This window comes from Nocardioides sp. NPDC000445, from assembly GCF_040300245.1.
GTDB lineage: Bacteria > Actinomycetota > Actinomycetes > Propionibacteriales > Nocardioidaceae > Nocardioides.
Genome location: NZ_JBEPDH010000020.1, coordinates 74,682 through 87,821, shown reverse-complemented (window position 1 = coordinate 87,821; position 13,140 = coordinate 74,682). Strand labels below are relative to the sequence as shown.

The following is a 13,140-nucleotide window of genomic DNA, read 5'->3' as shown; positions in this document are numbered from 1 at the left end:
GTGTGGGGACACCCGTCAGGCAACTTCGGCGGGCACTGTTGCGCTGGGTGAGAGGGTCCCTGCGCACAGGACACACAGCTCAGTTTGCCAGAGGTCGCCGGGAGCGGCGAAATCTCAGGCGTAGACCTTCCCCCGGAGTACGACAGCTGCCGGACGCGCCAGCACGGCGAGGTCGTCGAGAGGGTTGCTGTCGTAGACGACGAAGTCTGCGGGATCGCCCTCGGCGAGCCCGGGGTTGTGGCCGAGCCACTCCCGCGCGCGCCAGGAGGCGGCCCCGAGGACGACGTCAGCCGGAAGGCCGAGCCGGTGCATCGCGAGCACCTCGGTCGGGAGTACGCCGTGCAGCTGGGCTCCCGCACCGTCGGAGCCCGCGTAGAGGGCGACCCCTGCCTCGTAGGCGCTCATGATCGTCTCGCGACGGCGCGCGTAGAGGTCCTCCATGGTGGCGGCGTACGTCGGGAACTTGGGTGCCGCGGCGGCGGCCAGGTCGGGGAAGATCTCCAGCTGGGCGACGGTGGGGACCAGCGCGGTGCCCTGCTCGGCCATGGCCTCGACGAGGTCCGGGGTCAGGCCGGTGCCGTGCTCGATGCAGTCGATCCCGGCCTCGATCAGGCCGGGCAGGACCTCGTGGCCGAAGCAGTGCGCCGTGACCCGCGCGTCGTTGTCGTGGGCCACCTTGATCGCCTCGGCGAACGACTCCGCGGGGAAGGACGGCTTCAGGTCTCCCTCGGCACGGTCGATCCAGTCGCCGACGAGCTTGACCCAGCCGTCACCGGAGCGCGCCTGCCGCTCGACGGCCTCGGCCAGACCGTCGGGCTCGACCTCGTCGGCGTAGTTGCGCATGTAGCGCTTCGTACGTCCGATGTGGCGGCCGGCGCGGATCAGCCGGGGCAGGTCGTCGCGGGACTGCACCCAGCGGGTGTCGGCGGCGGAGCCGGCGTCGCGCAGGAGCAGTGCGCCGGCGTCGCGGTCGGCGATCGCCTGCGCCTCGGCGGTCTCCTGGTCGACGGCGCCGTCGGGACCGAGCCCGATGTGGCAGTGGGCGTCGACGAGACCCGGGACGATCCAGCCCGATGCGCCGGTCTCCGCCCCCGACGGCCGCTCGTAGGTGATGCGGCCGTCGAGGACGTAGAGGTCCCGCACCTCTCCATCGGGAAGGACCGGGCCGGAGAAGCGCAGAGCAGTCATGTGACGCAGGTTACCTAGTTGCCCGGCACCTTCACGCCGGCGGCCTCGAGGATCGGGAAGTGCTGGGCGAGCGGGATGACCTGGCCGGTGACGACGTTGCTCTCGTCCCACCCGATGGAGGTCGGTACGCCGACGAGCTCACCGTCGTCGTTGACCGCGGCACCACCGGAGTTGCCGCTGGAGATCCGAGCGGTGACGTCGAAGACGGCCCGCTCCTCCCCCTCGAAGGAGAGGATCGTCGCCACGTTGCCCTCGGCGACGGTCGGCGGCTGGAAGAGCACGCCCTCCTTGTCGGCGAAGCTCTCCTTCGGCAGCATCGGGAAGCCGATCGTGGCGATGAAGTCACCACGGTCGACCGCGTTGGAGTCGCCGAGCGAGATCGTCGGCAGGTCCAGCGAGGACGGGTTCACCGGGTTGCCCTCACCGTCGGCGATGATCTGCACGACCGCGCTGTCGACCTCGCCGTCGGACTCGATGACCTTGGCGATGTAGTCGGGCTCGCCGACCTTGTAGCCCTCGGCCGGGTCGGTGAGGTGGATGTTGACGACCTCGGGCGAGACCTCGCCCTTGGCGGCGTACTCCGGGATCTTCGCCGGGTCGGCGACGTGGGCGTTGGTGAGGATCTTGCCGTCCTCGGTGACGATCGACCCGGATCCCATCGCGATGGTGTCCTCGGTCGGCGCGTAGGTGATCCAGACGGCGGCCCGCTGCGCGCTGTTGAGCTCGTCCTTGGTCAGACCGGTGTCCTGGGCGGCCGACTCGCCGCCGGGCACGACGAACATCGCGACCACCAGTCCGATGACCACGACCGCGGCCGCAGCGCCGATCCCGCCCCACAGCAGCAGCTTGTTGCGGCGCTTGGCCGCGGCCCGGGCGACCTCGACCTCGGCGGCGTAGATCGGGATGACCTTGAGGATCTCGCCCGCGACCGGGTGGCCGAGGCGGATCTCGGTCTCCTCGTCGATCTCCTCCCTGACCAGCGGCTTCCCCTTGAGGAACGACCCGGTCTGGGAGCCGTTCTCGAAGGTCCAGCCGCCGGGCGTGGCCACCAGCCGGGCGTGCTGGCGCGAGACGCCCTGGTCCTCCAGCACGACCGAGTTGTCGGCCGCGCGGCCGATCGTCACCGTGACCGGGTGGCGGAAGCGGTGCTCCTTGCCCTCAGCGACCAGCAGCAGGTCGGGTCCGGTCGGCGGGGCCGGCGGCTGCCCGGGAGCTGAGGGGCGCGCCATCCCGGGAGCGATCGTCATCTCCGAGATCCCGTCGTCCGCCGACTGAGCCGGGGGCGGGGGCGGAAAATTGGCGGGCGGCGGCGGAGCCGCCGGTGCCGCCCCGGAGGGCGGGGCCGCCGTGGCGCCCGCCATCGCCGGCGGAGGCGGCGGCGCCGGCGCCTGGGCACGCGGAGCACCCGCCGCGACCGGCGCGTCGTCGAGGGTGACGGTGATCGTCGAGCCCGGTCCCGCCGGGCCGAGCTGGATCTCGGTCGCCCCGGTCAACGGCACCTCCGTGACGCGGCTGCCGGAGACGTACGTCCCTCCGGCGGAGCCGACGTCGACCAGCTTCCACCCGGACGGGTCCGGGCGCAGCTCCGCGTGAGCGCGGGAGACCGAGGAGGACGAGAGCACCACGTCGGCATCAATCGAACGCCCTATTCGGACGATCTTGTCGGGCGGGAAGCTGAGCGCACGTCCCGATACGTCTACGCGTAGCGTCTGCATGCACGAATCATGCACCGAAATGGCCCGATCCAAGCGTCGCGAATCGAAGATTCGCACAACTCGGACCGGGCCTTTTCGCTAGCGGCGAGTCTTCAGGCCGTGACCGTAGGCAAACAGCGGGTCATAGTCGGAATCCCCGATGTTGATCGGCTCCTGGTCGATCGAGCGGGGCCAGGTCACCGGGAGCTTCCCGGTGAACGGACGCTTGCCGAAGAGCACGTCGGCGACGCCCTTGCCCTCGCTGCCCGGGAGCCAGGAGGCGACCAGGGCGTCGATCTGCCCGAGCAGCTCCGGCGGGATGATCATCGGACGCCCGGAGACGACGAGCACCGTGCAGGTGGCGGCGGCCGCGCAGACCGTCTCGATCGCCGCGGTGTCGGCGTCGCTGAGGTGCATCGTCAGCGCGGGCCGCTGCACGCCGCCCTCGCCCGGGTCGTAGCCCCAGCGAGGCCCGCCGATGTCACCGAAGCCCTCGGCGTACGGGTGCTCGCCGACGACCACGACACCGTGCGCTCCGGCCGGGACCGGTGCGGAGGCGTCGGGCGAGTGGGTGACCTCGCCGCGGGCCGCGGACTTGATGCCGTCGAGGATCGTGTCGCCGGGGATCTGGTGGGTCGAGTTGCCCTGCCAGGTGATCGTCCAGCCGCCGGCCTGGTCGCCGATGCTGTCGGCCTTGCTGCCCGCGACGTAGACGTCGTCGCCGCTCGAGAGCGGGAGCGCGTGCCTGTTCCGGAGCAGGACCTGCGACTTCGCGACCGCCTCGCGCGCCACGCGACGGTGGGCGGCGCTGCCGATCTCGTCGATGTTGCGCCGGTCGGTGAACGGCTTCTCGAAGAGGCCGAGGTCGAACTTGGCGGTCAGGATCCGGGAGACCGCGTCGTCGATGCGGGCCATCGGGACGGCGCCGCCCTCGACCGCGGCGGTCAGGGTCTCGATGAACTGCGGGTAGCCGACGGTGTCACCGGAGAACGGCTCCATGAACATGTCGACGCCGGCGTTGACGGAGATGGCGACCTGCTCGGCGTACGTCCCCGGGATCTGGTGGATCGCCCGCCAGTCGGAGATCACCAGGCCGTCGAAGCCCTGCTTCTCCTTGAGCCAGCCGGTGACGAGCTCCTCGTGGGCGTGCATCTTGAGCGGGTTGCCGAGACCGTCCTCGGTCCAGTCGACGCTGGAGAAGGACGGCATCACCGAGCCGACGTCGTGCTTCTTGATGGCGGTGACGTACGGCGAGAGCGCCAGCTTCTCGAACTCGGCGCGCGAGGCCTGGGTGATGCCCTGGTCGATGGTGTAGTCGCCCTCGCCGGTGCCGAAGGTCGTGAAGCCGTCGCCGGCGAAGTGCTTGGCGGTGGCCAGGACGCGGTCGGGGTCGTCGAGCTCACCCTTGTCGCCCTGGAGCCCCTCGATCATCTGCGCCATCTGGGCGGCGAGCTTCGGGTTCTCCCCGAAGGACTCGTACGTCCTCCCCCACCGGTCGTCGCGGGCGACGCAGATGCACGGGGCGAAGTTCCACTGCGGCCCGGAGGCGCGAGTCTCCTCCGCGGTGATGTGCCCGATCCGCTCGGCGAGCTTCGGGTCACGGGTCGCGCCGAGGCCGATGTTGTGCGGGAACACGGTCGCGCCGTTGAGGTTGCCGTGACCGTGGACCGCGTCGACGCCGTAGAGCAGCGGGATCCCCAGCCGCGTCGAGAGCGCCTGCTCCTGGAAGGCGTCGACCGTGTCGGCCCAGGCCTCCGGGGTGTTCTCGGCGGGGGTCGAACCGCCGCCGGAGAGTACGCTGCCGAGCCCGAGCTCGGCGATCTGGCCGGGGTTCGCGGCGACATCCGCACGCTCGGCCTGGGCCATCTGACCGACCTTCTCGGCCAGTGTCATCCGGGCCAACAGGTCGGCGACGCGGGTCTTGGTGGACAGGCGTGGGTTCTTGTAGGGCAGCGTGTGGTCCGCGCGCGTGAGCGCATCGGTGGACACGGTGGGTGACGCTGCGGTGGGCGCTGGGGCTACGAGGAGCGTGGCGCAGAGCAGGCCGGCGAGAGCCGAGGCTCCACCGATCGCGCCGCGCTGTCTGGGTGATCGCACGGGACAGGCCTCCTGAGAGTGATCTGTCGGCACCTCGGCGTTGGGGTGCCGCGGCTCGTGAGAGCGCTCCCAGCGTGACGGCGATCACAACAGCGGTCAATGGCTACGCATGCGTAACCCTGTGAATTCCTCAGATCTGGTCAAGCAACCAGGACGGTCCCAGAGCCGTGGCGCCGCCGCAACGAGCCTGGAGCAGCCGGTCGGCGGTCACCAGCGTCACCCGGTCACCCTTCTCCAGCGCCTCCCGGACGACCCCGACGATCGCGGCGTCACCGTCCTTGGGCGCGTGGACCGTGTGCACGTGGGCATCCCTGCCCGGACGTACGCCGCCCTTGGCCTGTCCCTCCAGGACCAGGACGATCCGGTCCTGCGGGAGATCGGCGACGAGCAGGGCCTCGTGCAGCCGGCGCGCCGCGCCGGCACGATCCTTCCACCAGCCGTCCGGGCGGGCGCCGACGACGTTGGCGCCGTCGACGACGAGCACCGTGCTCACCTGGAGGGGCCGCTTACTTGAGGAACTTGGAGAAGTCCGAGGGCAGGTTGAGCTCGGCTGCGGCCTTCTCGTAGTCGATCTCCTCGCCACCCGGCGTGCCGAACGGGTTGGCTGCGGCCGGCTTCTTCTCGGCCTCCGCCTTCGCCTGCTGGGCGGCCTTGGCCGGGTTGCCGGACTTGCGCGCGCCCTTGCCCTTCTTCTTCTGAGCCACCTGCTTGGCGCCGGCGCGCTTGCCGAACCCGGCACCGGGCGCGCCGGGCATCCCGGGCATGCCGCCACCGGAGGCGAGCTGCTTCATCATCTTCGACGCCTCGGTGAAGCGCTGGATGAGCTGGTTGACGTCGGAGACCTGGCGGCCCGAGCCCTTCGCGATGCGGGCGCGGCGGGAGCCGTCGAGGATCTTCGGGTTGGCGCGCTCGGCCGGGGTCATCGACTGGATGATCGCCTGGATCCGGTCGATCTCGCGCTCGTCGAAGTTGTCGAGCTGCTCGCGGAACTGGCCCATCCCGGGCAGCATGCCCATCAGCTTCGACATCGAGCCGAGCTTGCGCAGCTGCTGCATCTGCTTGAGGAAGTCCTCGAGCGTGAACTCGCCGGTCGCGATCTTGGCCGCGTCCTTCTCGGCCTGCCCCTGGTCGAAGGTCTTCTCGGCCTGCTCGATCAGGGTGAGCATGTCGCCCATGTCGAGGATGCGCCCGGCCATCCGGTCGGGGTGGAACAGGTCGAAGTCGGTCATCTTCTCGCCGTTGGAGGCGAACATGACCGGCTTGCCGGTGATCTGGACGATGGAGAGCGCCGCACCACCGCGGGCGTCACCGTCGAGCTTGGTGAGGACCACGCCGTCGTAGCCGACGCCATCGAGGAAGGCCTGCGCGGTGTTGACCGCGTCCTGACCGATCATCGCGTCGACGACGAAGAGGACCTCGTCGGGGTTGACCGCCGCCTTGATGTCGGCGGCCTGCTTCATCAGCTCCTCGTCGATGCCGAGGCGGCCGGCGGTGTCGACGATGACCACGTCGTGGAGCTTGCGCTTGGCCTCCTCGACGGCATCGCGGGCCACGTCGACCGGGTTGCCGACACCGTTTCCGGGCTGGGGCGCGTAGACGGGGACGCCGACGCGCTCACCGTTGACCTGGAGCTGGTTGACCGCGTTGGGCCGCTGCAGGTCGGCGGCGACCAGCAGCGGGGCCTTGCCCTGCTCCTTCAGCCACAGCGCGAGCTTCGCGGCCAGGGTGGTCTTACCGGCACCCTGCAGACCCGCGAGCATGATGACGGTCGGGCCGGTCTTGGCGTAGCGGAGCCGGCGGGTCTCGCCACCCAGGATCGTGACCAGCTCGTCGTTGACGATCTTGACGATCTGCTGGGCGGGGTTCAGCGCCTGGCTGACCTCCTCGCCGCGTGCCCGCTCCTTGACCCGGGCGACGAACTCGCGCACCACCGGCAGCGCGACGTCGGCCTCGAGCAGCGCGATGCGGATCTCGCGAGCGGTGGCGTCGATGTCGGCATCGGTGAGGCGGCCCTTGCCCCGAATGTTCTTGAACGTCGTGGCGAGCCGGTCGGAGAGCGTGGCGAACAAGGCGGTCCTTCAGCAGAGTGGTTGTCCTGCCAAGCCTAACGAACTGTTGTACGTGGCGTGATATCCGGCGGGCGCGTGCGGGATGCTGACCGAGATACCTCGGTCAGCATTCGAGGGCCGCGCGGACCGCGTGGGCCGCCTCGGCCGCCCGGTGCTCGGCGAGGGCTCCGGCCGAGGCCTCCTGGAGGTAGAACACATCGACGGCCTGCGGGCCGAGGGTGGAGATGTGGGCGGAGCGGACCGCGATCTCCATCCGCGCCAGCGCGACGGCGACCGTGTAGACGACCCCGGGACGGTCGACGGTGCGCACCTCGAGGACGGTGGCCTTGCTGGATGCCTCGGGCCGTACGACGACCGAGGGCTCGCTCCCCCGCGCGGCCGCGCTCGGGGCCAGCCGGGTAGCCGGGTCGAGGCGGCCCTCGGTGATGGCGGAGAAGCGCGTGCGCAGCACCGCGGCGTCGACATAGGAGTCGTCGAGGTCCCACACGCTGACCCCGAAACCGCCCTGCTGCCAGGCACGACACGCTCTGACCGGCAGCCGCGCGACCGCGAAGGTCGCGGCCAGGTCGGCGAGCAGGCCGAGCCGGTCGGGCGCGATCACCCACACCCGGGCGCCGTCGGCGAGCGGCTCGGCGCGGAAGGAGGTCGAGCCCGAACGTACGCTCTCGGGGATCTCCACCGCGGCCTGCGGCCGCTCCCCCGCGGCGACGCCGGTGTCGAGGACCCGCGCGGCCCGTCGGGCGAGGTCCAGGATGAGCCGGGCCCGCCAGGTGCTCCATGCCTGGGTGCTGGTCGCCCGGGCGTCGGCCTCGGTGAGCGCGGTGAGCAGGGCGAGCGCCTCGGCATCGCCCATCGTGTCCACCACCAGGTCGACGGTCGCCGGGTCGTCCGGGTCACGGGTGGTCGCGGTCACCGACAGCAGCAGGTGCCATCGCACCAGCTGCGAGATCAGGTCGACCTCCTCCTCCGGAAAGCCCATCCGGGAGGCGATCCGGCGGGCGATCGGCTCCCCCGCGACGCTGTGCTCGGTCAGCGACCCCTTGCCGATGTCGTGGAGCAGAGCCGCGACCAGCAGCACATCGGGTCTGGCCACGCGCGGCAGCAGCGCGACCGCCTCGATGCAGGTCTCGATGGTGTGCCGGTCGACGGTGAACCGGTGGATGATCGAAGCGTGCGGGAGGAGCCGGATCCGCTCCCACTCGGGCAGGATCCGGGAGACCGCGCCGGTCTCCTCCAGCGTCTCCCAGACCGCGAGCAGCCCGCGTCCGGCACCCAGGAGCCGTACGAACAGATGCCGAGCCTCCTCCGGCCACGGCTCGGCCAGCGCCGGGGTGTCCCGGGCCAGTCGCGCGGCGGTCGGCGGCGCCAGCGCGACCCCGTGCTCGGCGGCGAGCGCCGAGGCGCGCAGCAGCATCAGCGGATCCCGCGACGGACGGGCGCCCGGCACCAGCACCACCTCACCCGAGGCGAGCGCCAGACCGTTGCCCAGCGGCGCGAGCCGCGGGCGGCGCGGGGCTCCGGGCCGCGAGCGTTCCAGGACGCCGTCGACCCGCCGCCAGGCCAGACGGGAGAGATGGGTGAGGCGGCGGCCGATGGTGCGTACGTGGGCCTGTGCCGTGCGGGCGTCGGCCAGCTCGAGCCGCTCGGCGAGCTGGTCCCACATCTCCGGCACGACCCGGTCGGTGGCCCGCCCGCCGATCTCCTGCACGAGATCACGGACATCGAGCATGGCACGGCGCGACTTCTCCAGGTCGACCGCGGGCACGTCGACCAGCCAGGTCGCCACGATCGCCTTGATCACAACCGCGTCCCGCAGCCCGCCGTACATCTCCTTCAGATCCGGCACCGAGGCGTGCGCGAGCTCACCGGCACGCCGGTGTCGCTCCACGCTCATCGTCCTCAGCTCGGGCAGCAGGGCCCGGGCGTGCTTGCGCCAGTGCGCCAGCATCGTCGTACGCAGCCGCAGCACCAGCCCGCGGTCGCCGGCCAGGTGCCGGATGTCGAGCAGCCCGAGGGCGACCCGGAGGTCACCGGTCGAGGAGGAGAGCATCTCGGAGAACGACCGCACCGAGTGGTCGAGCCTGGGCGCGGTGTCCCAGAGCGGATACCAGACCTGCTCGGCCACCGAACCCGGCGAGACGGCGTCGTCGTGCACCAGGACCACGTCCCAGTCGGAGAACGGTGCGAGCTCCCCGCGCCCGTATCCTCCGACCGCGACGAGGGCGACCCCGACCTCGGGGCCGCCCGCTGCGGCGTACGCCTTGGCGCACTGCTCGTCTGCCTCGGCTGTGCGCGCCGCCCGGCCCTCAGCGGTCACGCGCAACCTCCTTCATGGATTCAGATCGCGGCGTCGTCGCGGTCGCCGGTGCGGACCCGCACGATGGTCTCCAGCGGGGAGACCCAGACCTTGCCGTCACCGATGCGCTCGGTCTTCGCCGAGGTCTCGATGGCGCTGACCACCGACTCGACCTCCTCGTCGGGCACGGCGATCTCGATGCGGATCTTCGGCACCAGAGCGACGTCGTACTCAGCGCCGCGGTAGACCTCGGTGTGACCCTTCTGCCGGCCGTAGCCGGAGACCTCGGAGACGGTCATGCCGGTGACACCGACAGCTTCGAGGGCGACGCGAACGTCCTCCCACTTGTGGGGTTTGATCACTGCGGTGACGAGCTTCATTTCTCTCCTCCGGTGGGATTCGATGGACCGGCACTCGGACGAAGCCTAGTCAGAGCGCCTCGGCATCACGTGCACCGGTCCGAACACGGACGACGGACTCGATCGGGCTGAGCCAGACCTTCCCGTCGCCGATCCGTCCGGTCTGTGCGGTCTTCACGACGATCCCGACGACGTCCGCGGCATCCTCGTCCTCGACGACGATCTCGATGCGGATCTTCGGCACCAGGGCGATGTCGTACTCGGCGCCGCGGTAGACCTCGGTGTGACCCTTCTGCCGGCCGTAGCCGGAGACTTCGGAGACGGTCATGCCGGTCACGCCGAAGGCCTCGAGGGCCTCGCGCACGTCCTCCCACTTATGGGGCTTGATCACTGCGGTCACGAGCTTCACGAGAGGGCGCCTCCAGAGGTCCTTGATCCTGTCATCTTCGCCGCCACCTTCACCCGGGGACGTTTCGACACCCCGAAACATCTGTTTCCACTGTGTAACAGACCATTTCACCGTACGTCGCCGAAGCGTCGAAACAGCCTGTAAATCACCCGTGCCGGACCCGCGCGGCGCCACCAAAGGTCGCTACCCTCGTCGCATGTCGCACTACGCCGTCGAGATCGACCTCGATCACCGCAACACCAGCCATGTGCAGGTCATCGACCTGGCTGAGTCCGCCGTCTCGGCGGGCAGTGGGAAGCGGGTCCTCGACGTCGGCTGCTGGACCGGTGAGATCGGCCGGATCCTCACCGAGCGCGGCTGCACCGTCACCGGCATCGAGATCGACCCGGAGGCGGCGAGCCTGGCCGAGAAGGTCCTGGAGCGGGTGGTCGTCGCCGACCTCGACGCCACCCCGCTGACCGAGATCGTCGAGCCCGGCTCCTTCGACGTGGTGATCTTCGCCGACGTCCTCGAGCACCTCGTCGACCCGCGGGCGGCGCTCGAGCAGGCCCGTGACCTGCTCGCCCCTGGCGGCCAGGTGGTCATCTCGATCCCCAACGTCACCCACGGCTCGGTCCGCCTCGCCCTGCTCCAGGGCCGCTGGCAGACCACCGACACCGGTCTCCTGGACCGCACCCACATCAAGTTCTACTCACGCGAGGGGCTGCTGCAGCTCTTCACCGAGGCGGGCTACGCGGTCGAGGACCTGCGCGGCACCACGGCCGACCCGCTCAACGTCGAGGTCTCCGTCGACCCCGGCCTGCTCCCCGAGGTGGCCGTGGAGTGGGTGCGCCTGCAGCCCGACGCGCTGGTCTACCAGTTCCAGCTGGCCGCCCGGCCGCTCGCCGACGGCGAGGTCGCGCCGGCCGCTCCCGAGCTCGTCCAGGCCGCCCCGGCCGACGAGGTCCGGCTCCGCGACGTACACACCCAGAAGTTCGAGGAGGTCACCCGATCCCGGCTGGCCACCCGCGACCACATCCTCGGCATCCAGGCCTCCGCCAACTCCGCCCAGGCCCGGGTCGGCACCCTGTCCAAGCAGCTGCGCGAGGCCCGCGAGGTCAACCGGCGCCGCCGCGAGCGCATCGAGCGGCTGCGCGGCAAGGTAGCCGGCCTCGAGGCCGACCTGACCTACGCCACCCGCCACCCGGTGCGGAACTTCGGCCGACGAGTCGTACGCCGCCTCCGCCGCGCAGCCCAGGGCTGAGCGCCGAGTCGGCTCGTTCTGACCAAGTTCCTCGCCGAGTCGGCTCGTCATAACGCGCCGACTCGGCGACCCGTCCGGTCAGTTTGCGCCGACTCGGCGATCGCACGTGGGTCAGCGGACTCCGTTCGAGTAGGCCTCGCGTACGTACTCGTAGTTGCCCCAGCGGTTGTTGATGAAATCCTTCTCCCAGTCGTGGACCGCGTTGTCGCGGCTGACGGACTCGAAGTGGAAGAGGGTGACGTCGTGGAGCCAGACCAGGCGCAGGCCCAGTGAACGACGCACCTTGAGGCACAGGTCGACGTCGTTGTAGTTGACCGGGAGGCGTTCGCTGAAGCCACCGGCGTCGAAGAAGACCTCGCGCCGCATCGCGAGGCAGGCGCCGGTCAGGGCGGAGGTCTCCCGGTTGATGTGCAGCTCGCCGTGGTTGCCCCGCTCCTCGGGGCGCGCGCGGTAGTAGGCGTGGGTGATGGTGCCGCTGCCGTAGACCAGCCCGGCGTGCTGGATGCGGTAGTCCTCGAAGAGGAGCTTCGGACCGGTCATGCCGACGTCCGGCTCGCGCAGCGGCGCGATCAGGTTCTCGATGACGCCCTCGGAGTAGGCCTCCATGTCGTCGTTGAGGAAGATCAGGACGTCACCGGTGGCGTGGGCGGCGCCGACGTTGCACTTGGCGCTGAAGCTGAACTTCTCGGTGAACTCTACGAGCTTGATGTCGGCGCCCTCGATGGCCCGCAGCGCCTCCAGCACCGGGGCCGGGGTCGGGGTGTCGTAGACGATCACGAACTCGACGTTGCGGTGCTGGGTGGAGGCGACCACGGAGCGTACGGTCTCGACGACCATCGCGCGCTTCTCGCCCCACACGATCGCACTGGTGCCGATGGTCGGGATGATGACGCTGACCGGGGTGTCCAGGTCGGGCTCCCGCTCGACGCGGTAGAGCCCGGGTGAGACGCCCCGCGAGGCCGTGGCCCGGATCCCGAGCCGGTCGAGGTGGGCCTGGACGGCGCGTACGCCGGCGTCCCAGGCGTACGGCTTGGCCTGGTTGTCCGCGGCGGCGGAGCCCGGCACCATGCGCCAGTGGTAGAGCGCGCCGGGGACGTGGACGATGCGCCGCGCGCGCTCGCTGACCCGAAGGACGAGGTCGTGGTCCTGGGAGCCGTCGAAGCCCTCCTGGAAGCCGCCGACCTCCTCCACGACCGAGCGGCGGAACACCGAGAAGTGGGTGCAGTAGTTGTGGTGCCGCAGCCGCTCCGGGGACCAGTCGGGCTTGTAGTAGGCGTCGCGGAGCTCGCCGGCGTCGCTCATCAGGTCCTGGTCGCTGTAGGCGTAGTCGAGGTCCTCGAACCGGTCATAGGCGCGGACCATCTTCTCCAGCGCGTTCGGCTCGAGCACGTCGTCGTGGTCGAGCAGCGCGATCAGCTCGCCGGTCGCCTCGGCCAGCGACGAGTTCGAGGCGGCCACGATGCCACCGTTCTCGGCACGCTCCACGATCCGCACCCGCGGCTCCTTCGCGGCGAGCTCGCGAAGCCGCGGAAGCACCCAGGGCGCGGGTGAGCGGTCGTCGCTGAGAACCCACTCCCAGTCCTCATGGGTCTGGCCGAGGACCGACGCGATCGTGTCCTCGAAGGCATCGGCGGGCGGGTTGTAGACAGCGGTGATCAGCGATACCCGGGGCGATGGCATGGTCTTCAGCCTATGACCCTCGCCGAGGGTTCGCAGCACCCGACACGGGGCACCCGACCGTTTGGGGACGGTCGTCATCCCGACTTCTCGGAGGGTTCACCGAGT

General features: G+C 70.5%; 10 protein-coding genes. 1 reads left to right on the top strand and 9 read right to left on the bottom strand.

Annotation, left to right across the window (positions count from 1 at the left end; genetic code table 11):
• Window positions 1-114: 114 nt before the first annotated feature.
• The 8 genes from ABT304_RS23995 to ABT304_RS23960 form a co-directional block, all read right to left on the bottom strand.
• Entirely contained in the window at window positions 115-1,188 is a 1,074-nt protein-coding gene (locus ABT304_RS23995; protein ID WP_350719066.1) for an amidohydrolase family protein, read from the bottom strand.
• Window positions 1,189-1,202: 14 nt separating this feature from the next.
• Complete coding sequence (locus tag ABT304_RS23990; protein ID WP_350719064.1) at window positions 1,203-2,903, bottom strand: FHA domain-containing protein; 1,701 nt, start codon at window positions 2,901-2,903, stop codon at window positions 1,203-1,205.
• Window positions 2,904-2,981: 78 nt separating this feature from the next.
• Window positions 2,982-4,979, bottom strand: a complete 1,998-nt coding sequence (locus tag ABT304_RS23985) for a glycoside hydrolase family 3 protein (protein ID WP_350719062.1) — start codon at window positions 4,977-4,979, stop codon at window positions 2,982-2,984.
• Between the two features lie 130 nt (window positions 4,980-5,109).
• Window positions 5,110-5,472: an NYN domain-containing protein gene (locus tag ABT304_RS23980; RefSeq protein ID WP_350719060.1), complete on the bottom strand. Its 363-nt coding sequence runs from the start codon at window positions 5,470-5,472 to the stop codon at window positions 5,110-5,112.
• A gap of 13 nt (window positions 5,473-5,485) precedes the next feature.
• Window positions 5,486-7,048: a signal recognition particle protein gene (ffh, locus tag ABT304_RS23975; protein ID WP_160024488.1), complete on the bottom strand. Its 1,563-nt coding sequence runs from the start codon at window positions 7,046-7,048 to the stop codon at window positions 5,486-5,488.
• A 103-nt stretch (window positions 7,049-7,151) separates the two neighbouring features.
• Window positions 7,152-9,365, bottom strand: coding sequence for a [protein-PII] uridylyltransferase (locus tag ABT304_RS23970; protein ID WP_350719058.1), 2,214 nt, complete (start codon window positions 9,363-9,365; stop codon window positions 7,152-7,154).
• Between the two features lie 20 nt (window positions 9,366-9,385).
• The gene (locus ABT304_RS23965; RefSeq protein ID WP_008363338.1) at window positions 9,386-9,724 is read right to left on the bottom strand and encodes a P-II family nitrogen regulator; all 339 of its coding nucleotides are present in this window, start codon (window positions 9,722-9,724) and stop codon (window positions 9,386-9,388) included.
• Between the two features lie 49 nt (window positions 9,725-9,773).
• Window positions 9,774-10,112, bottom strand: coding sequence for a P-II family nitrogen regulator (locus ABT304_RS23960; RefSeq protein WP_141803747.1), 339 nt, complete (start codon window positions 10,110-10,112; stop codon window positions 9,774-9,776).
• 196 nt (window positions 10,113-10,308) lie between these two features.
• On the opposite strand from ABT304_RS23960, the gene ABT304_RS23955 reads away from it, so the two are divergent.
• Complete coding sequence (locus ABT304_RS23955; protein WP_350719056.1) at window positions 10,309-11,355, top strand: class I SAM-dependent methyltransferase; 1,047 nt, start codon at window positions 10,309-10,311, stop codon at window positions 11,353-11,355.
• A 111-nt stretch (window positions 11,356-11,466) separates the two neighbouring features.
• Here the strand turns inward: ABT304_RS23955 and ABT304_RS23950 are convergent, their stop codons facing one another.
• Entirely contained in the window at window positions 11,467-13,035 is a 1,569-nt protein-coding gene (locus ABT304_RS23950) for a glycosyltransferase family 2 protein (protein WP_350719054.1), read from the bottom strand.
• Between the last annotated feature and the right edge of the window lie 105 nt (window positions 13,036-13,140).